Source organism: Pseudomonas sp. OG7, assembly GCF_014192825.1.
Classification (GTDB): domain Bacteria; phylum Pseudomonadota; class Gammaproteobacteria; order Pseudomonadales; family Pseudomonadaceae; genus Aquipseudomonas; species Aquipseudomonas monteilii.
Map to the genome: position 1 here is coordinate 88,765 of NZ_JACHYK010000001.1, position 18,550 is coordinate 107,314.

Here is an 18,550-nt window from a genome sequence, read left to right on the forward strand (position 1 = left end):
GCATACCACCGCCAGCGCGCGCGCCGCAGTTGACGGCGATCAAGCAAAGGCGTCCGATAGAAGGCCTTTTCCCGATCCCGACGACAGGAGTGCGAGATGGCCAAGCGTATCCAGTTCAGCCAGCATGGCGGCCCGGAAGTGCTGCAGTTTGTGGAATTCGAACCCGCCCCACCGGGGCCGCAGCAGGTGCGCGTGCGTAACCATGCCATCGGCCTGAACTTCATCGATACCTACTTCCGCAGTGGGTTGTATGCGCCGCCGTCCCTGCCTTCAGGCCTGGGCACCGAGGCTGCCGGTGTCGTCGAGGCCGTGGGCGAAGGCGTCACCCGGCTGAAGGTAGGTGACCGTGTGGCCCATGCCGGCGGCCCCCTGGGTGCGTACAGCGAGGTGCATACGTTGCCGGAGGCCAACCTGGTCAAGCTGCCCGACAGCATCAGCTTCGAGCAGGCGGCGGCGGTGATGCTCAAGGGTTTGACCGTGCAGTACCTGCTGAAGCAGACCTATGAGGTGAAGGCGGGTGACGTGATTCTGTTCCACGCGGCGGCTGGCGGTGTGGGTTCGCTGGCGTGCCAGTGGGCCAAGGCCTTGGGCGCCAAGCTGATCGGTACCGTGAGTTCTGCCGAAAAGGCCGAGCGGGCCAAGGCGCTGGGGGCATGGGAAACCATCGACTACAGCCGTGAAGATGTCGCCAAGCGCGTGCTGGAGCTGACCGATGGCAAGAAATGCCCGGTGGTGTACGACGGCGTGGGCGCCGATACCTGGCTGACTTCGCTTGACTGCCTGCAACCGCGTGGATTGATGGTGAGCTTCGGCAATGCCTCGGGCGCGGTGAGCGGGGTGAACCTGGGGATTCTGGCGCAGAAGGGCTCGCTGTATGTCACACGCCCCACGTTGGCGAGCTATGCCAACAATGCCCAGAACACTCAGGCCATGGCCGATGACCTGTTTGCGATGATTGGCAGTGGCAAGCTGGTTGTGGATATCCAGCAGCGGTATCCATTAAGTGAGGCGGCCAAGGCGCAGGCGGAGCTGTCGGCGCGCAGGACTGTGGGGTCGACTGTACTGATCCCCTGAGCCGGGCACATTCCCTGTGGGAGCGGGCATGCCCGCGAAGAAGCCACCGCGATTGATGGCACCGGCTGTGCCCGTGTTCGCGGGTGAACCAGCTCCCACAGGTATTGAGTCGGCCCGGATTACAGCAATCCCGTTTAGATTGCTTTGCCTTGATTAATCGTCCTAGTGATATCGGCACTGCAAGATTGTCATCTGCCCACCTTCGAAGAGGTAGACCAACCGATGCTCGCGAGTAATGCGGCGAGACCAGAATCCTGAAAGGTCGCCCTTGAGCGGTTCAGGCTTGCCAGTACCTTTGAAAGGAGTACGAAGGCACTCCCTGATCAGTGCGTTGATCGTTGCAAACACATCCGGGTCAGCATCTTTCCAATGGCAGTAGTCTTCCCAACCCTCTGAAGTAAACGCAACGCTTACAGAGTTGCGAGCCTCAGTCTTGTTGCGTTGTTTTGACTTCATGTTCATCTATGGACAGCTCATGGGTAGCAGCTTTACCCGACCGCAGCTGATCAATGGATGCTCGCAAACGCTTGGCATTGGCTGAAGAACCCAGCAGGTACATGGTTTCTTGCATGCCGTTGTAGTCTTCAAGCGAGAGCATAACCACCGGCTCACCGCGCTGGCGGGTAATGATCGCAGGTTCGTGATCCCGACATACATCATCCATCGTCTGCTTCAGGTCGGCGCGAGCCTGGCTAAAAGTCAGTACATGCATTTCTCAAATCCCTCCCAGGCAGGGCCCGGATCAGGTTTTTCTCGACCCATTCAGTTCTGCTGAATGGGCGCTAGGCTTGGTGGCTTCCGATAGTTAATTTGGCAGATACCAACTCAAACATTGTACAAGCCTAGGTACAAACCTCAACATCCCATGGTCGGGAACCTTGAGAATGCAAAGCATAAATTGGATGTCTTCTGGTGGGCAGGTGATTGCTGCCGACAGCGCTTGTAGGAAATTGCTGTGAAACCAGGCCTACCTGCTCCCACAGCAATGCATTGAATTAAGGGACCCCGCCGTTTTGGGGTGAACAGCTTGTCGGTGGTGGGGTCGACTCGATGCCATCGAGGATCGCCTCAATCACCCCCTCCGCCATTTCAATCGCATGCAGGTTCGACCAGAACATGCCACGGCCTTCTTCGCGCATGTAGTCCAGGGCTTTGTAGCCGGTTTCGTAGGTGCTGCGCAGGTACAGGGCTACATGGACCAGAGCGTCCTCGGCGGAAATGTTCGGGTTGACGGTGAAGAGCGGGTCATGGCCGGCAAGCCAGCTCCCACACCGACCGCACCGGTTTCAAGCCATCTGCAGTACCTGTAGGAGCTGGCTTGCCTGCGATCGAGGGCGAAGGCCTCGCCAGCGGTATCAGCCCGGGCGAACGACTTCGCCGGTTGCCAGGTTGCGAATCACACTCGGGTTCTTCCGCCCGCCCAGCGCCCCACCGAGCACCAGGTCCAACTGGCCGTGGAAGTACTGCTCCACCCGCAACCGGGTCTTCGCCGCCGGGCGCCCGCCGGGGTTGCACGAGGTGGAAATCAATGGCCCCACCAACGCACACAACTCACGCACCACCGGGTGGTCGCTGACCCGCAGCGCCACGGTGTCATGCTGCCCGGTCACCCATTCAGGCAACAGGTCCTGATGGGGCACCAACCAGGTGTTCGGTCCCGGCCAGGTGCTGCCCATGCGGTCGATCCAGTCTTCGGGGAAGTCCTCGAACAGGAAATCGAACTGGCGGATGTTGTCGGCGATCAGAATCAGCCCTTTATCCACAGGCCGCGATTTCAGCGCCAGCAGGCGATACACCGCGTCCTCGTTCCACGGGTCGCAGCCCAGGCCCCAGACCGCTTCCGTCGGGTAGGCGATCACTGCGCCCGCCCGTACCTCACGTGCGGCTTGTTGCACACGAAAACTGCTCACCATTGCTGTCTCTCCGCCTATATACCTTGCTTGTGTGCAGTGTACTTAGCCCGCACGGGCAAACCAACGCCCGGCTTCATTGCTGACCCGGCCTTCCAGCTCCAGCTCGGTCAGTTGCGCCAGCACTTCGGCCAGCGGCAGCTCGCTGCAATGCGCCAGGCTTTCGCTGGTTTGCGGTGCGGCATGCAGCAGGGCAAGCAGGGGATGGTCGAATTTGTCCACAACGGCGGGCGGCAGGTTTTGCCAGCCCTGCAAGCTTTCGAGGATCTGATCCACGCTTTCCACCAGCAGCGCGCCATCGCGGATCAACTGGTGGCAGCCCTTCGAACCCGGGTGGTGAATGGAGCCCGGAATCGCATACACCTCGCGGCCTTGCTCAGCCGCCAGGCGGGCGGTGATCAGCGAACCACTGGCCAGGCTGGCTTCGACCACCAGCACGCCCAGCGACAGCCCACTGATGATGCGATTGCGCCGTGGGAAGTTGCCGGGCAATGGCCCGGCATTCAGCGGGTACTCGGAAACCAGTGCGCCGCCATGGTCGATCATCGCCTGTGCAAGCTCCAGGTGCCGCTGTGGATAAAGTTTTTGCAACCCCGTGCCAAGCACGCCAATCGTCCCCCCACCAGCCTGCAACGCAGCCCGATGAGCGGCACCATCGATACCCACAGCCAAGCCGCTGGTGATAGTAAAACCGGCCTGCACCAGGTAGCGGGAAAATGCCGCAGCGGTGTCGAGCGCCGGTGGTGTGGCACGCCTGCTGCCCACAATAGCCAGCTGTGGACGTTCGAGCAACGCAGGTTCGCCAGCCACGAAAAGCAGCGGTGGCGCATCGTCGATTTCCGCCAGCAATGCAGGGTAATCGGGGCCGTCCCACATCAGTAAATGCTGGCCAGGTCGCTCTAGCCAGGCCATTGCGGCCAGTGCGCCATCGCGCACTTCGGCACTGCGCCGCGCGTCAATGGTGATCTGTGGGATGCCCAATGCACGCCAGGCCGAACCCGGTGCACTGAGTGCAGAGGAGGCACTGCCAAAGGCATCGAACAATGTGCGAAAACGTCGCAGTCCCATCCCGTTCAGGCAGTGCAGGCGTAATCGTGCATCCAGTTCGGCAGGCGAACAGAGCGACGAATGGTGAATTGGCATAGGGATCATCCTTGATCGAAACAGGGCCATTTACGTGGCACAACTTGTGGATAACTCTGTGAGTAACACTTTGAAAAGCTGTCCATTGATTGAAGGCTATCAAGCCCATAAACACCCTAGACGAGCTTGCCAGGTGCCGAAATCCTCGTTTCCCTTTATTATGTGTGCTCAGTTTTCAACCGAACGCACAGTGACTGCCTGACCTTATGGCCATCTTGAACATTCTCGAATTCCCGGACCCGCGCCTGCGCACCATCGCCAAGCCGGTGACGGTGTTCGACGACGCCCTGCGTCAGCTGATCGACGACATGTTTGAAACCATGTACGAAGCCCCTGGCATCGGCCTGGCCGCCACCCAGGTGAACGTGCACCTGCAGGTCGTGGTCATGGACCTCAGCGAAGACCGCAGCGAGCCGCGCGTCTTCATCAACCCGACGGTCGAAGAGCTGACCCATGACATGGGCCAGTATCAGGAAGGCTGCCTGTCGGTACCGGGCTTCTACGAGAACGTCGACCGCCCGCTGCGCGTACGGGTCAAGGCCCAGGACCGGGACGGCAAGCCGTACGAGCTGGAATGCGAAGGCCTGCTGGCGGTGTGCGTGCAGCACGAATTCGATCACCTCAACGGCAAGCTGTTCGTTGACTACCTGTCGCAGCTCAAGCGCGACCGGATCAAGAAGAAGCTGGAAAAGCAGCACCGCCAGCAAGCCTGATCCCCACCTTCCAGAAGGCTTGCTCCGGCAAGCCTTTTTCTTTTTTGAAGCGAGAACTCCATGCGCATCGTCTTTGCAGGCACTCCAGAGTTTGCCGCCGAACACCTCAAGGCCTTGCTCGACAGCCCCTACGAGATCGTGGCCGTCTACACCCAGCCCGACCGCCCGGCCGGCCGCGGCCAGAAGCTGATGCCGAGCGCGGTCAAGCAACTGGCTGTGGCCCATGACATCCCGGTGTTCCAGCCGCCGACCCTGCGCAACGCCGAAGCCCAGGCCGAACTGGCCGCGCTGAAGCCGGACCTGATGGTGGTGGTCGCCTATGGCCTGATCCTGCCGCAGGTGGTGCTGGATATCCCCCGCCTGGGCTGCATCAACAGCCATGCCTCCCTGCTGCCACGCTGGCGCGGTGCCGCACCGATCCAGCGCGCCGTGGAAGCCGGCGACGCCGAGAGCGGTGTGACCGTGATGCGTATGGAAGCAGGCCTGGACACCGGCCCGATGCTGCTCAAGGTAGCCACCCCGATCAGCGCCGAAGACACCGGCGGCAGCCTGCACGACCGCTTGGCCGAGATGGGCCCGCCAGCAGTCGTCCAGGCCATTGCCGGCCTGGCCGAAGGTTCGCTGCAAGGCGAAGTTCAGAACGACGCCCTGGCCACCTACGCGCACAAGCTGAACAAGGACGAAGCACGCATCGACTGGAGCCGCCCGGCCGTCGAGCTGGAACGCCTGATCCGTGCCTTCAACCCGTGGCCGGTTTGCCACAGCTCCCTCGATGGCGAAAGCGTGAAAGTGCTGACCGCCAACTTGTCCACAGCGACAGGCACCCCCGGCGAGATCCTCTCCGCCAGCAAGGACGGCCTGGTGGTCGCCTGCGGTGACCAGGCCCTGAGCCTGACCCGCCTGCAACTGCCCGGCGGCAAGCCGCTGAACTTCAGCGACCTGTTCAACAGCCGTCGCGAGAAATTCGCCAGCGGCAAGGTGCTGGGCCAATGAACCCACGCCTCGCCGCCGCCCGTGCCCTTGCCGCTGTACTTAGCGGCAAGGCTTCGCTGAACAGCTCGCTGCCGGCGCAGCTGGACAAGGTCGACGAGCGCGACCGTGGCCTGACCCAGGACCTGGCGTTCGGCACCGCACGCTGGCAGCCTCGCCTCGACCTGTTGGCCGCGCAACTGCTGCAAAAGCCGTTCAAGGCCGCCGATGCCGATGTGCAGGCGCTGCTGCTGGTCGGCCTGTATCAGTTGTTCTACACCCGTATTCCCGCCCACGCCGCCATCGGCGAAACCGTCGGCTGTGCCGACAAGCTGAAGAAACCGTGGGCCAAAGGGCTGCTCAATGCCGTACTGCGCCGCGCCCAGCGCGAAGGCGAGGAGCTGTTGGCAAGCATGGAGCGCGACCCGGTGGTACGCACCGCCCACCCGCGCTGGCTGCAGAAATCGCTGAAAGCGTTCTGGCCGGAGCAGTGGGAAGCCATCTGCGCCGCCAATAACGCCCACCCACCGATGATTTTGCGAGTAAACCGCCGTCATCACAGCCGCGATGCCTATTTGGCCCTGCTGGCCGAAGCTGGCGTGGCCGCCAGTGCCTGCCAGTTCAGCCGTGACGGCATCGTGCTGGCCGAAGCCTGCGACGTACGCGCCCTGCCAGGCTTTGCTGAAGGCTGGGTGAGCGTGCAGGACGAAGCCGCGCAACTGTCTGCCGATCTGCTTGAACTGGCCCCCGGCCAACGCGTGCTGGACGCCTGCTGTGCACCCGGAGGCAAAACCTGCCACCTGCTCGAAGCCGAATCTGGCCTGGCCCACGTAGTGGCCATCGACCTTGAAGCCAAGCGTCTGACCCGCGTACGCGAGAACCTCGACCGCCTCAAACTCGACGCCGAGCTGATCGCCTGCGATGCCCGCGACACCGCCAGCTGGTGGGACGGCAAGCCGTTCCAGCGCATCCTGCTCGACGCCCCGTGCTCGGCCACTGGCGTGATCCGCCGCCACCCGGACATCAAGCTGACCCGTCAGGCCGACGACATTCCTGCCCTGGCCTCGCTGCAAGGCGAGCTGCTGGATGCCCTGTGGCCGACCCTGGAAGTGGGCGGCATGCTGCTGTACGCCACCTGCTCCAGCCTGCCGACCGAGAACACCGAAGTGATCGACGCCTTCCTGGCCCGCACCCCGGGCGCCCGTGAGCTGGACCTGGCCACCGAGGCCGGCCTGCGCCAGCCCCACGGTCGTCAGTTGCTGGCCCAGGAAGGCGGCCACGACGGTTTCTACTATGCCAAGCTGATCAAGATCGCCGCCTCGCGCGGATAAGAACAAAAGGTAGGGAGTAGCGGATGAAGATCATCATCCTCGGCGCAGGCCAGGTAGGCGGTACGCTGGCAGAGCACCTGGCCAGCGAAGCCAACGACATCACCGTGGTCGACACCGATGGCGACCGCCTGCGCGACCTGGGCGACCGCCTGGACATCCGCACCGTGCAAGGCCGCGGCTCGCTGCCGACGGTGCTGCGCCAGGCAGGCGCTGACGACGCCGACATGCTGGTAGCGGTGACCAACAGCGATGAAACCAACATGGTCGCCTGCCAGGTAGCCTATTCGCTGTTCCACACCCCGACCAAGATCGCCCGGGTACGCGAGTCGGCCTACCTCACCCGCGAAGAGCTGTTCGACAACGACCATATCCCGGTCGACGTGCTGATCAGCCCCGAGCAGGTGGTGACCAACTACATCAAGCGCCTGATCGAACACCCGGGCTCGCTGCAGGTGATCGATTTCGCCGAAGGCAAGGCCCAGTTGGTGGCGGTAAAGGCTTACTACGGTGGCCCGCTGGTCGGCCAGCAACTGCGCCAGATTCGTGCGCACATGCCCAACGTCGATACCCGCGTGGCGGCCATCTTCCGCCGCGACCGGCCGATCACCCCACGGGGCGACACGGTAATCGAAGCTGACGACGAAGTGTTCTTCATTGCCGCGAAGAAGGACATTCGCGCCGTGATGGGCGAGCTACGCCGCATCGACGAAACCAACAAGCGCATTGTCATCGCCGGGGGCGGACAGATCGGCGAACGCTTGGCCGAGGCCATCGAAAGCCGCTACCAGGTGAAGATCATCGAGATGAGCCCGGCCCGTTGCCGGCACCTCTCCGATACCCTGGAAAGCACTGTGGTGCTGCAGGGCAGCGCGTCGGACAAGGACCTGATGCTCGAAGAGAACATCGCCGACGCCGATATTTTCCTGGCCCTGACCAACGACGACGAAGCCAACATCATGTCGTCGCTGCTGGCCAAGCGCCTGGGCGCGGGCAAAGTGATGACCATCATCAACAACCCGGCCTATGTCGACCTGGTGCAGGGCGGCGATATCGACATCGCCATCAGCCCGCAGTTGGCCACCATCGGCACCCTGCTGGCGCACGTGCGCCGTGGCGACATTGTCAGTGTGCACTCGCTGCGCCGTGGCGCGGCCGAGGCCATCGAAGCAGTGGCGCACGGGGATTCGAAATCGAGCAAGGTGGTTGGCAAGGCGATCGAGGATATTGCCCTGCCGCCGGGCACCACCATTGGCGCGATCATTCGTGACGAAGAGGTGATGATTGCCCACGACGACACCATGATCGAGTCGGGTGACCATGTGATCCTGTTCGTTGTGGATAAAAAGCATATTCGGGATGTGGAAAAGCTGTTCCACGTCGGCTTGAGTTTCTTCTAGGAGAAGAGGGCATGCGCGAATCGCTGGAGAAGATGCTGGCCAAGGGTGTGGATAACCCGCTGCTGAGGTTTGGCTTGGGCAAGGCCTGGCTGGATGAAGGCAACGGCGCTGAAGCGGCGGAGCACCTAGCCCGGTGTGTTGAGCAGGATCCGAAGTACTCCGCAGCCTGGAAGCTGCTGGGCAAGGCGTATCAGTTGCAGGGTGACCTGGCGGCGGCGCGCAAAGCCTGGGAGGAGGGGATCGAAGCAGCTCTGGCCCATGGGGACAAGCAGGCCGAGAAAGAGATGACCGTGTTTCTGAAGAAGCTCAACAAAGTCTGAAATTGCCGGGGCGGCTTTGCAGCCCATCGCAGCGGTTCGTCGCCACGACAAGCCAGCTCCCACAGGGACCGAGTGGGAGCTGGCTTGCCTGCAAATGGGGCGCGAAGCGCCCCCAAAATCTCAGTACCAGCGCGGCTCGCCCGCCGGGCGCTTCTTGAAGCGCTTCATGCTCCACATGTACTGGCTCGGGTACTCGCGCACATAGCGCTCGACCACCTTGCTCATCGCCGCCGCCGACTCGGTCACGTCGGTGCTATACATCGCCTCCGGCGCCGCCTCCAGGAACACCTTGAAGCCCGAGCCATCCGGTAGCCGCAGCGCATGCAGGAACACCCCCACCGCCTTGCCACCGGCCAGCATGTTCGGCACGAACTTGCTGGTCAGTGCCTGGGTACCGAGAAACGGCACGAACACGCCCGCCGATTCCGCTGGCTCCGGGTCGGCAGGGATGCCTACCTGGCCACCCCGGCGCACTTCCTTGATCACGCTGAGAATGCCTTCCTTGGTAGAAGGCGCCACCCGGTTGCCCATCTGCACGCGCTGCTCGCGCAGCAGGTCATCCACTGCCTTGAGCTTGGGTGGGCGGTAAAAGATGATCGGTTTGCACTGGTTGCAGTAGAAGTGGTTCAACACCTCCCAGTTGCCCAGGTGACTGGTAATGCCCACCACACCCTTTCCCGAAGCCAGGGCCTGTTCCAGCACTTCCAGGCCGTGCACTTCCTTGACCAGCTCCAGCGAGCGCTGCGGCGGCCAGATCCAGGCACAGGCACTTTCGACAAAGGACTTACCAATATCCCGTAGTGCCTGGCCAACCAGTTGCTCACGGGCAACCGGGTCCATCTCCGGGAAACACTTGGCCAGGTTGATGCGCACCACGTTGCGCGAACTGTTGGGGATCTTCCACATCAGCCAGCCAATACCCGCGCCGACGCGCTGCACAGCGCCCCAGGGCAGCTTGGCAAACAGGCGCAGCACCCCGACCATCAGGGCGCCCTTGAACTTTTCCACAGGCGAATTCCTTATTTCAGCAAGGCGCGCATTGTAACCCCTCAACGCAACAAGGCGGCGTAGCGATCGCAATCGGTGGTGTGGTCCATGACCATGCCGGTGGCCTGCATGAAGGCGTAGCAGATGGTCGGGCCGACGAAAGTGAAGCCGGCTTTCTGCAGGGCCTTGCTCATGGCCTTGGCTTCATCGGTGACCGCCGGCACATCGCTACGGCCCGCGAAATGGTTGACCTTCGGCTCCCCGCCAACGAACGACCATAACCACTCGGCAGGGTTATCCACAGCCAGCCAGGCCTGCGCGTTGCGCCGGGCGGCCTTGAGTTTGAGCCGGTTGCGGATGATGCCGGCATCCTGCATCAGTTCTTCGATGCGTTCGTCGCTCATGGCGGCCAACTGCACAGGGTCGAAGCCGTACATCACCTCGCGATAACGCTCGCGTTTGCGCAAAACAGTGATCCACGAAAGCCCCGCCTGGAACCCTTCAAGCAAAAGCATCTCGAAGAGCAACGCCGGGTCGCGCTGTGGCGTTCCCCATTCCTGGTCATGATAGGCCTGGTACAACGGATCGTCGGTACACCAAAAGCAGCGTGGCATAAGGCTCCAATGAGTAGAGGGCGAGGCGAATCAGGTTATACTCCCGCTCTTTACATCCGCATCCCCAGATACAGGTGAATTTCGTGAGCCAGCCTACGCCAGCCGTGCGTACCTTCCAAGACCTGATCCTCGCCCTGCAAAACTACTGGGCAGCTCAAGGTTGTGTGGTGCTTCAGCCCTACGATATGGAAGTAGGCGCCGGCACTTTCCACACCGCAACATTCCTGCGCGCCGTGGGTCCAGAAACCTGGAACGCCGCCTACGTGCAGCCCAGCCGTCGCCCTGCCGACGGGCGGTATGGCGAGAACCCCAACCGCCTGCAGCACTACTACCAGTTCCAGGTGGTGCTCAAGCCAAACCCGGCCAACTTCCAGGAGCTGTACCTCGGCTCGCTGAAAGCCATCGGCCTGGACCCGCTGGTGCACGACATCCGCTTCGTCGAAGACAACTGGGAATCGCCAACCCTCGGCGCCTGGGGCCTGGGCTGGGAAATCTGGCTGAACGGCATGGAAGTCACCCAGTTCACCTACTTCCAGCAGGTAGGCGGCATCGAGTGCTACCCGGTCACCGGTGAAATCACCTATGGCCTGGAGCGCCTGGCCATGTACATCCAGGGCGTCGACTCGGTGTACGACCTGGTGTGGGCCGACGGCCCGTTCGGCAAGGTCACCTATGGCGACGTGTTCCACCAGAACGAAGTGGAGCAGTCGACCTACAACTTCGAACACGCCAACGTCGACAAGCTGTTCGAACTGTTCGACTTCTACGAAAGCGAAGCCAACCGCCTGATCAAGCTGGAGCTGCCGCTGCCGACCTACGAAATGGTCCTGAAGGCCTCGCACACCTTCAACCTGCTGGACGCCCGCCGCGCCATCTCGGTAACCGAGCGCCAGCGTTACATCCTGCGTGTACGTACCCTGGCCCGGGACGTGGCGCAAAGCTATCTGCAAGCCCGCGCACGCCTGGGCTTCCCGATGGCCACCCCTGAACTGCGTGACGAAGTGTTGGCTAAGCTGGAGGCTGCACAATGAGTGCTCAAGATTTCCTGGTAGAACTGGGCACCGAAGAGCTGCCACCGAAAGCCCTCGCCAGCCTCGGCGAAGCCTTCCTGGCCGGTATCGAGAAGGGCCTGCAGGCTGCTGGCCTGAACTACACCGGCAAGCAGGTTTATGCCGCACCGCGTCGCCTGGCCGTGCTGATTCGCCAGCTGGACGTGCAGCAGCCTGACCGCAGCATCAATATCGACGGCCCACCCCTGCAGGCTGCTTTCAAAGACGGCGAGCCGACCCAGGCTGCCCTGGGCTTCGCCAAGAAGTGTGGCGTGGAGCTGGCCGAAATCGACCAGAGCGGCCCCAAGCTGCGCTTCTCCCAGCACATCCCGGGCAAGGCGACTGCCGGCCTGCTGCCGACCATCGTCGAAGATTCGCTCAACGACCTGCCCATTCCCAAGCGCATGCGCTGGGCGGCCAGCCGTGAAGAGTTCGTGCGCCCGACCCAATGGCTGGTAATGCTGCTGGGCGACCAGGTGGTCGACTGCACCATCCTGTCGCAGAAGGCCGGCCGTGAATCCCGTGGTCACCGCTTCCACCACCCGGAGAACGTGGTCATCACCACCCCGGCCAACTACGTCGAAGACCTGCGCAAAGCCTACGTGCTGGCCGACTTCGCCGAGCGTCGCGAGCTGATCAGCAAGCGTACCGCCGAGCTGGCCATGCAGCAGGAAGGCACTGCCATCGTGCCACCGGCGCTGCTGGACGAAGTGACTGCCTTGGTCGAATGGCCAGTGCCGCTGGTGTGCTCGTTCGAGGAGCGCTTCCTCGAAGTGCCGCAGGAAGCCCTGATCACCACCATGCAGGACAACCAGAAGTACTTCTGCCTGCTGGACAGCGAAGGCAAGCTGCTGCCGCGCTTCATCACCGTGGCCAACGTTGAAAGCCGCGACCCGAAGCAGATCGTGCAAGGCAACGAGAAGGTCGTGCGCCCACGCCTGACCGACGCCGAGTTCTTCTTCAAGCAAGACAAGAAGCAGCCGCTGGAAACCTTCAACGAGCGCCTGAAGAACGTGGTGTTCCAGGCCCAGCTGGGCACTGTGTACGACAAGGCCGAGCGCGTTTCCAGGCTGGCTGCCTTCATCGCCCCGCTGATCGGCGGCGACGCCCAGCGTGCTGGCCGTGCCGGCCTGCTGTCCAAGTGCGACCTGGCCACCGAGATGGTTGGCGAGTTCCCTGAAATGCAGGGTGTTGCCGGTTACTACTACGCGCTCAACGACGGTGAGCCGGAAGATGTGGCCCTGGCCCTGAACGAGCAGTACATGCCGCGCGGTGCTGGCGCCGAGCTGCCGCAGACCCTTACCGGGGCTGCTGTGGCCATCGCCGACAAGCTCGATACCCTGGTGGGTATCTTCGGTATCGGCATGCTGCCAACCGGCAGCAAAGACCCGTACGCCCTGCGCCGTGCTGCCTTGGGCGTGCTGCGTATCCTGATCGAGAAGCAGCTGGACCTGAACCTGACCGGTGCGGTCGAGTTCGCGGTCAAGCAGTTCGGTGCCAAGGTCAAGGCTGCCGGCTTGTCGGAGCAGGTGCTTGAATTCATCTTCGACCGCCTGCGTGCACGTTACGAAGACGAAGGTATCGATGTGGCCACCTACCTGTCGGTGCGTGCCCTGCAGCCTGGTTCTGCCCTGGACTTCGACCAGCGCGTACAGGCCGTGCAGGCCTTCCGCAAGCTGCCGGAAGCCGAAGCCCTGGCTGCGGTGAACAAGCGTGTGTCGAACCTGCTGAGCAAAGCCGAAGGCGCCATCGCCGAACAGGTCGAGCCGAAGTACTTCGACAATGCCAACGAGTTCTCCCTGTACTCGGCCATCCAGCAGGCCGACCAGGCCGTGCAACCGATGGCTGCTGCACGCCAGTACAGCGAATCGCTGGCCCGCCTGGCGGCCCTGCGTGACCCGGTCGACGCCTTCTTCGAGGCGGTGATGGTCAACGCCGAAGACGCCAAGGTACGCGCCAACCGTTATGCCCTGCTCAGCCGCCTGCGCGGTCTGTTCCTGGGTGTGGCCGACATTTCGCTGCTGGGGTAAGCCTTGAAACTGCTGATTCTCGACCGTGACGGGGTGATCAACCATGACTCCGACGCCTATATCAAGACGCTGGAAGAGTGGGTACCGATCCCAGGTTCGGTCGAAGCGATCGCGCAGTTGAGCAAGGCGGGCTGGACGGTGGCCGTGGCCACCAACCAGTCCGGTATTGCCCGTGGCTATTACACACTGGCAACCCTCGAGGCGATGCACGCGCGCCTGCGCGCGCTGGTGGCAGAGCAGGGCGGCGAAGTGGGCCATATCGTGTATTGCCCGCACGGGCCGGACGAGGGCTGCGATTGCCGCAAGCCCAAGCCTGGCATGCTGCGGGCCATCGCCGAGCATTATCAGGTCGGCCTTGAGGGCATCTGGTTTGTTGGCGACAGCAAAGGTGACCTGGAGGCCGCCCTGGCCGTCGGTGCACAACCCGTGTTGGTGAAAACCGGCAAGGGCGAGCGGACCCTGGAAAAAGGTGTCCCTGAAACTACACTGATTTTCGACGATCTGGCAGCTATCGCCAGAGAACTAATTTAATCAGTGCGCCTTCGGGCGCACTTTTCTCAGGCGGGCATGCCCCGCAATGGTACAAGCCACTATGTCGATCCTGCAGGCGATCAGAATCTTTCTTTTTTACCTGCTGCTGGGCACCAGTTCGCTGCTGTGGTGCTCGCTGAGCTTTTTCGTCGCGCCGTTCCTGTCGTTCCCCAAGCGCTACAAGTTCATCAACGTATATTGGTGCCGCTGCGCGCTGTTTCTGGTGCGCACCATCCTCGGCATCGACTACAAGATCACCGGCGCCGAGAACGTGCCCAATGAGCCTTGCGTGATCCTGTCGAACCACCAGAGCACCTGGGAAACCTTCTTCCTGTCCCAGTACTTCTCGCCGTTGAGCCAAGTGCTCAAGCGCGAACTGCTGTATGTGCCGTTCTTCGGCTGGGCCATGGCCATGCTGCGACCGATCGCGATCAACCGCGACAACCCCAAGGAAGCCCTACGCCAAGTGGCGAGCAAGGGTGACGAACTGCTCAAGCAGAAGACCTGGGTGCTGATTTTCCCGGAAGGCACCCGCGTGCCCTTCGGCACTGTGGGCAAGTTTTCCCGTGGCGGTACCGCTCTGGCGGTAAATGCCGGGCTGCCGGTACTGCCGATTGCCCACAACGCGGGCAAGTTCTGGCCAAAGACGGGTTGGGGCAAACGCTCTGGCACCATCGAGGTGGTCATTGGCGAACCCATGTACGCCAATGGCAGCGGGCCACGTGCCATTGCAGAGCTCAACGACCGCGCCGCAGCGTGGAACGAGGCGACTCAGCGGGCCATGGGTTCGCTGCCACCAGCAGCGGAAAAACCCCAGGAACAGACAGCTTGATGTTCTGTGGATAACTTGTGAGCAGTTTTTCGATCAGATGCTTCAAGTGATCTCTAAGTAGTTGAATTATCTGTTTATTTCTACGTATGACATTTTTCTTAAAATCGTGCATAAGTTTTTTCGGGGCATAAAAAAACCGGCTTTTACAGCCGGTTTTTTTATGGCGTGGGGACAGCATCACACCTTGTCGATATCCACATCCTTGGTTTCTTTCAGGCAGAAAATCCCCACCACCAGGCTCACCCCTGTCACCAGAATCGGGTACCACAGCCCGTAGAAAATATCCCCGGTGTACACCACCAACGCGAACGAGACCGTCGGTAGGAAGCCGCCGAACCAGCCGTTGCCAATGTGGTAGGGCAGTGACATCGAGGTGTAGCGGATACGGGTCGGGAACAGTTCGACCATCACCGCCGCCAAGGGGCCGTAGGTCATGGTCGCGATCAGGATCATCGCCACGATCAGCACCACCACCATCACCTGGTTGACCTGCGCCGGGTCGGCCTTGGCCGGGTAACCCGCCTGTTCCACTGCCGAGCGCATGGCCGCTTCATCGAAGCCATTGATGGCCTTGTCGCCAATATTCACCACTACATCACTGCCCGCCACGCTCACCGATTTGTACGGCAAGCCCTGCTTGACCAGGAACGTCTTGACCTTGTCGCACGGGCTGTCGAAACGCGCCTTGCCCACCGGGTCGAACTGGAAGGTGCAGCCTTTAGGGTCGGCGGTTACCACGATCGGCGCCTGCCGGCTGGCGGCATCAATCTGCGGGTTGGCGTAATGGCTCAGCGCCTTGAACAGCGGGAAGTACAGCACGGTGGCCAGCAGCAGGCCGAGCATCAGGATCGGCTTGCGGCCGATACGGTCGGACAACCAGCCAAAGAACACGAAGAACGGCGCACCGATCACCACACTGATGATCAGCAGGGTGTTGGCCTGGGCCGGATCCATCTTCAGCATCTGGGTCATGAAGAACAGCACGTAGAACTGTGCCGTGTAGAAGGTCACGGCTTGCCCGGCGTTGATGCTGAACAGGGCGGTAAGTACCACCTTCAGGTTTGGCCAGGAGGTGAACGACTCACGGATCGGCGATTTGCTGATCTTGCCTTGGGCCTTCATTTTCACGAACGCCGGCGATTCGTGCATGCTCATACGAATCCAGGTCGAGATGGCCAGCAGCACGATCGACAGCAGGAACGGCAGGCGCCAGCCCCAGGTTTCGAACTGGTCGCCGCTGATGTAGCGGCTGCCCAGCACCACCAGCAGCGAAAGCAGCAGCCCAAGGGTGGCGGTGGACTGGATGAAACCGGTGTGGAAGCCACGCTTGCCGGGCGGTGCGTGCTCCGCCACATAAGTGGCAGCACCGCCGTACTCACCGCCCAGCGCCAGCCCCTGCAACATCCGCAGAATCACCAGGATGATCGGTGCTGCGATGCCGATGCTGGCATAGGTGGGCAACAGCCCCACCGCGAAGGTGGACAGGCCCATCAGCACGATGGTGACCAGGAAGGTGTACTTGCGCCCGATCATATCGCCCAGGCGGCCGAACACCAGCGCCCCGAATGGCCGCACCAGGAAGCCGGCAGCAAAGGCCATGAGGGCGAAGATAAAGGCGGTGGTGTCGTTCACCCCAGCGAAGAACTGCTTGCTGATGACCGCTGCCAACGCGCCATAGAGAAAAAAGTCATACCACTCGAAAACCGTCCCGAGGGATGACGCGAAAATGATCTTGCGTTCTTCACGGCGGCTGGAGCTGCTGGCCGCCGCACCCTGCTCTTGGATGTAATCCGACATCGTTGCTGTCCTCGGCCCGCAGGCCACAGTGATTATTCTTGTTGTTCCACTGTCGGCAGCCTCTGACCGCAAGCCGCCGGTACTGCACGCACCCGGTCAGGGCGTCGGTAAGGCGTCTTCATTCAGATAGGTTTGGGTCGCAGCTCCTTTGAGAATCAGTTGCGCCGCCTTTTCGGCGATCATGAGGGTGGGTGAGCAGGTATTGCCGGAAGTGATCTGCGGCATGATGGAAGCATCCGCTACGCGCAGGCCGGGAATGCCGTGTACGCGCAGCTGGTTATCCACAACATCCAGTGCGCCGGAGCCCATGCGGCAGGTACCGACCGGGTGGAAGATGGTGGTGCCGATTTTGCCAGCGGCCTCGAACAGTTCTTCCTCGGTTTGCAGGCCCGGACCCGGCAGGTATTCCTTGGGCTCGAACGCCGCGAGGGCAGGGGCCTGGACGATACGCCGGGTAAGGCGAATGGCATCGGCAGCGACTCGCAGGTCCTGTGGGTCGCTGAGGTAATTGGGGTCGATCAGCGGCGTGCTGTTCATGTCGGTGCTGCGGATGTCGATACGCCCGCGGCTGGCCGGGCGCAGGTTGCACACCGAAGCGGTGAAAGCCGGAAACTGATGCAACGGCTCACCGAAGCGCTCCAGTGACAGCGGTTGCACATGGTACTGCAGGTTGGCAGTGGCCTGATCCGGGCTTGAACGGACAAATGCACCCAGTTGACTCGGCGCCATGGCCAACGGGCCACTGCGGTCATAGAGGTAGCGCAGGCCCATACCCATCTTGCCCCACAGGCTGTTGGCCATCTGGTTCAAGGTGCGGGTGTTGCGGATCTGGTAGATCAGACGCAGTTGCAGGTGGTCCTGAAGGTTGCCGCCCACCCCCGGCATATCGTGGCGTACACCGATACCCAGGCCTTCCAGCAGCTGACGCGGGCCGATGCCTGAGCGCTGCAAAATGCCAGGTGAACCGACGGCGCCAGCACACAGGATGATCTCGCGGCGCGCCGCAAACTCGTGCCAGGCGCCTTGCCAAAACGCTTTCACGGCGCGCGCCCGGGTATTGTTGAGCAGTACCTGGTCAACCTGTACGCCCGTCAGCACGGTGAGGTTGGCGCGGTCCCTGATCGGTCGCAGGAAGGCTTTGGAGGCGTTCCAGCGCACGCCGCTGCGCTGGTTGACCTGAAAGTATCCACAGCCTTGGTTGTCACCGGTGTTGAAGTCATCGACCTTGCCGACGCCGCTTTGCTCAGCGGCATCGCGGAAAGCATCGAGGATCGGCCAGCTGTAGCGCTGGCGTTCGACCCGCCACTCACCTCCACCGCCATGGTGCTCGCTGGCGCCGGCAAAGTGGTTCTCGCTGGCCTTGAACAGCGGCAGTACATCCTTCCACGCCCAGCCGTCATTGCCTTGCTCGGCCCAGCGGTCATAGTCAGCGGCCTGGCCACGCATGTAGATCATGCCGTTGATCGAAGAACAACCACCGAGAACCTTGCCACGCGGGTAGCCCAGGGCGCGACCGCCAAGGCCAGGTTGGGCCTCGGTCTTGAAGCACCAGTCGGTGCGCGGGTTGCCGATGCAATAGAGATAGCCGACGGGAATGTGAATCCAGGGATAGTTGTCGCGACCACCCGCTTCCAGCAGCAGAACGCGGCAGGAAGGGTCGGCGGACAAACGATTGGCCAGCAGGCAACCGGCGGGACCGGCCCCTACGACCACGTAGTCGAAGACAGAATCGGCTGATGGCATGTGCAACCTCGGGCCTGTTTTTTTATTCTTGTCCCGATCCATCTTAGTGAGTAATTTCGTGGAGGAAACACGAGATTTCGCGCAGCCGCTGTGCGTTTTAGCACAGGAGC

18 protein-coding genes and 1 pseudogene are annotated in these 18,550 nt (G+C 62.0%); 10 read left to right on the forward strand and 9 right to left on the reverse strand.

Annotation, left to right across the window (positions count from 1 at the left end; translation table 11 throughout):
• The first annotated feature begins 96 nt into the window (after positions 1–96).
• Positions 97–1,074, forward strand: coding sequence for an NADPH:quinone reductase (locus FHW75_RS00445; protein ID WP_025754217.1), 978 nt, complete (start codon positions 97–99; stop codon positions 1,072–1,074).
• A 162-nt stretch (positions 1,075–1,236) separates the two neighbouring features.
• On the opposite strand, the gene FHW75_RS00450 is transcribed toward FHW75_RS00445, so the two are convergent.
• The 5 genes and pseudogenes from FHW75_RS00450 to dprA form a co-directional block, all read right to left on the reverse strand.
• Positions 1,237–1,536, reverse strand: a complete 300-nt coding sequence (locus FHW75_RS00450) for a Txe/YoeB family addiction module toxin (protein WP_084296581.1) — start codon at positions 1,534–1,536, stop codon at positions 1,237–1,239.
• Positions 1,502–1,786: a type II toxin-antitoxin system Phd/YefM family antitoxin gene (locus FHW75_RS00455; RefSeq protein WP_019099397.1), complete on the reverse strand. Its 285-nt coding sequence runs from the start codon at positions 1,784–1,786 to the stop codon at positions 1,502–1,504. Before FHW75_RS00455 ends, FHW75_RS00450 begins: the two co-directional genes overlap by 35 nt.
• Before the next feature lie 283 nt (positions 1,787–2,069).
• Positions 2,070–2,351, reverse strand: a pseudogene (locus tag FHW75_RS26710) (hypothetical protein); the annotation flags it as partial.
• Positions 2,352–2,429: 78 nt separating this feature from the next.
• Positions 2,430–2,987, reverse strand: a complete 558-nt coding sequence (locus FHW75_RS00460) for an L-threonylcarbamoyladenylate synthase (RefSeq protein WP_016712799.1) — start codon at positions 2,985–2,987, stop codon at positions 2,430–2,432.
• Positions 2,988–3,029: 42 nt separating this feature from the next.
• Positions 3,030–4,127 carry a DNA-processing protein DprA gene (gene dprA, locus FHW75_RS00465; protein ID WP_019099399.1) on the reverse strand — a complete coding sequence of 366 codons (1,098 nt, stop codon included), beginning with the start codon at positions 4,125–4,127 and terminating at the stop codon, positions 3,030–3,032.
• 206 nt (positions 4,128–4,333) lie between these two features.
• Here dprA and def point away from each other — a divergent pair, with 206 nt between their 5' ends.
• Genes def through FHW75_RS00490 form a run of 5 tightly spaced genes read left to right on the forward strand, consistent with a single transcriptional unit; the run spans position 4,334 to position 8,857 of the window.
• The gene (gene def, locus FHW75_RS00470) at positions 4,334–4,840 is read left to right on the forward strand and encodes a peptide deformylase (protein ID WP_016712797.1); all 507 of its coding nucleotides are present in this window, start codon (positions 4,334–4,336) and stop codon (positions 4,838–4,840) included.
• A 60-nt stretch (positions 4,841–4,900) separates the two neighbouring features.
• Positions 4,901–5,833, forward strand: coding sequence for a methionyl-tRNA formyltransferase (gene fmt, locus FHW75_RS00475; protein ID WP_025754219.1), 933 nt, complete (start codon positions 4,901–4,903; stop codon positions 5,831–5,833).
• Positions 5,830–7,140, forward strand: coding sequence for a 16S rRNA (cytosine(967)-C(5))-methyltransferase RsmB (gene rsmB / locus FHW75_RS00480; RefSeq protein WP_019099401.1), 1,311 nt, complete (start codon positions 5,830–5,832; stop codon positions 7,138–7,140). The genes fmt and rsmB overlap by 4 nt, the downstream gene beginning before the upstream one ends.
• Positions 7,141–7,163: 23 nt before the next feature.
• Entirely contained in the window at positions 7,164–8,537 is a 1,374-nt protein-coding gene (gene trkA, locus FHW75_RS00485; RefSeq protein WP_016712794.1) for a Trk system potassium transporter TrkA, read from the forward strand.
• 11 nt (positions 8,538–8,548) lie between these two features.
• On the forward strand, positions 8,549–8,857 hold the full coding sequence (locus FHW75_RS00490) for a tetratricopeptide repeat protein (protein ID WP_019099402.1): 309 nt from the start codon (positions 8,549–8,551) through the stop codon (positions 8,855–8,857).
• Between the two features lie 120 nt (positions 8,858–8,977).
• On the opposite strand, the gene FHW75_RS00495 is transcribed toward FHW75_RS00490, so the two are convergent.
• Positions 8,978–9,865 carry a lysophospholipid acyltransferase gene (locus FHW75_RS00495; protein WP_016712792.1) on the reverse strand — a complete coding sequence of 296 codons (888 nt, stop codon included), beginning with the start codon at positions 9,863–9,865 and terminating at the stop codon, positions 8,978–8,980.
• A 41-nt stretch (positions 9,866–9,906) separates the two neighbouring features.
• Positions 9,907–10,458, reverse strand: a complete 552-nt coding sequence (locus FHW75_RS00500) for a DNA-3-methyladenine glycosylase I (protein ID WP_016712791.1) — start codon at positions 10,456–10,458, stop codon at positions 9,907–9,909.
• An 83-nt stretch (positions 10,459–10,541) separates the two neighbouring features.
• Between FHW75_RS00500 and glyQ the strand changes: the two genes are divergently transcribed.
• The 4 genes from glyQ to FHW75_RS00520 are packed head-to-tail and all read left to right on the forward strand — an operon-like array spanning position 10,542 to position 14,900.
• On the forward strand, positions 10,542–11,489 hold the full coding sequence (glyQ, locus tag FHW75_RS00505; protein ID WP_003253126.1) for a glycine--tRNA ligase subunit alpha: 948 nt from the start codon (positions 10,542–10,544) through the stop codon (positions 11,487–11,489).
• Positions 11,486–13,537, forward strand: coding sequence for a glycine--tRNA ligase subunit beta (glyS, locus tag FHW75_RS00510; protein WP_019099403.1), 2,052 nt, complete (start codon positions 11,486–11,488; stop codon positions 13,535–13,537). Before glyQ ends, glyS begins: the two co-directional genes overlap by 4 nt.
• Positions 13,538–13,540: 3 nt before the next feature.
• The gene (gmhB, locus tag FHW75_RS00515; RefSeq protein ID WP_016712789.1) at positions 13,541–14,068 is read left to right on the forward strand and encodes a D-glycero-beta-D-manno-heptose 1,7-bisphosphate 7-phosphatase; all 528 of its coding nucleotides are present in this window, start codon (positions 13,541–13,543) and stop codon (positions 14,066–14,068) included.
• A gap of 46 nt (positions 14,069–14,114) precedes the next feature.
• A complete protein-coding gene (locus FHW75_RS00520; RefSeq protein WP_019099404.1) occupies positions 14,115–14,900 on the forward strand; it encodes a 1-acyl-sn-glycerol-3-phosphate acyltransferase in 786 nt (261 codons plus the stop codon).
• 177 nt (positions 14,901–15,077) lie between these two features.
• On the opposite strand, the gene FHW75_RS00525 is transcribed toward FHW75_RS00520, so the two are convergent.
• Together FHW75_RS00525 and FHW75_RS00530 are read right to left on the reverse strand one after the other, a co-directional pair.
• Positions 15,078–16,697: an MFS transporter gene (locus tag FHW75_RS00525; RefSeq protein ID WP_019099405.1), complete on the reverse strand. Its 1,620-nt coding sequence runs from the start codon at positions 16,695–16,697 to the stop codon at positions 15,078–15,080.
• 96 nt (positions 16,698–16,793) lie between these two features.
• A complete protein-coding gene (locus FHW75_RS00530) occupies positions 16,794–18,440 on the reverse strand; it encodes a GMC family oxidoreductase (protein ID WP_027609963.1) in 1,647 nt (548 codons plus the stop codon).
• Between the last annotated feature and the right edge of the window lie 110 nt (positions 18,441–18,550).

Bases quoted from the DNA above. Each gene is read 5' to 3' on its own strand.
- dprA (WP_019099399.1), bottom strand. From the start codon at position 4,127: ATGCCAATTCACCATTCGTCGCTCTGTTCGCCTGCCGAACTGGATGCA.
- FHW75_RS00520 (WP_019099404.1), top strand. From the start codon at position 14,115: ATGGTACAAGCCACTATGTCGATCCTGCAGGCGATCAGAATCTTTCTT.
- FHW75_RS00450 (WP_084296581.1), bottom strand. From the start codon at position 1,536: ATGAACATGAAGTCAAAACAACGCAACAAGACTGAGGCTCGCAACTCT.
- rsmB (WP_019099401.1), top strand. From the start codon at position 5,830: ATGAACCCACGCCTCGCCGCCGCCCGTGCCCTTGCCGCTGTACTTAGC.
- FHW75_RS00445 (WP_025754217.1), top strand. From the start codon at position 97: ATGGCCAAGCGTATCCAGTTCAGCCAGCATGGCGGCCCGGAAGTGCTG.
- glyS (WP_019099403.1), top strand. From the start codon at position 11,486: ATGAGTGCTCAAGATTTCCTGGTAGAACTGGGCACCGAAGAGCTGCCA.
- FHW75_RS00530 (WP_027609963.1), bottom strand. From the start codon at position 18,440: ATGCCATCAGCCGATTCTGTCTTCGACTACGTGGTCGTAGGGGCCGGT.
- FHW75_RS00490 (WP_019099402.1), top strand. From the start codon at position 8,549: ATGCGCGAATCGCTGGAGAAGATGCTGGCCAAGGGTGTGGATAACCCG.
- FHW75_RS00525 (WP_019099405.1), bottom strand. From the start codon at position 16,697: ATGTCGGATTACATCCAAGAGCAGGGTGCGGCGGCCAGCAGCTCCAGC.
- FHW75_RS00500 (WP_016712791.1), bottom strand. From the start codon at position 10,458: ATGCCACGCTGCTTTTGGTGTACCGACGATCCGTTGTACCAGGCCTAT.
- trkA (WP_016712794.1), top strand. From the start codon at position 7,164: ATGAAGATCATCATCCTCGGCGCAGGCCAGGTAGGCGGTACGCTGGCA.
- FHW75_RS00460 (WP_016712799.1), bottom strand. From the start codon at position 2,987: ATGGTGAGCAGTTTTCGTGTGCAACAAGCCGCACGTGAGGTACGGGCG.
- def (WP_016712797.1), top strand. From the start codon at position 4,334: ATGGCCATCTTGAACATTCTCGAATTCCCGGACCCGCGCCTGCGCACC.
- fmt (WP_025754219.1), top strand. From the start codon at position 4,901: ATGCGCATCGTCTTTGCAGGCACTCCAGAGTTTGCCGCCGAACACCTC.
- FHW75_RS00455 (WP_019099397.1), bottom strand. From the start codon at position 1,786: ATGCATGTACTGACTTTTAGCCAGGCTCGCGCCGACCTGAAGCAGACG.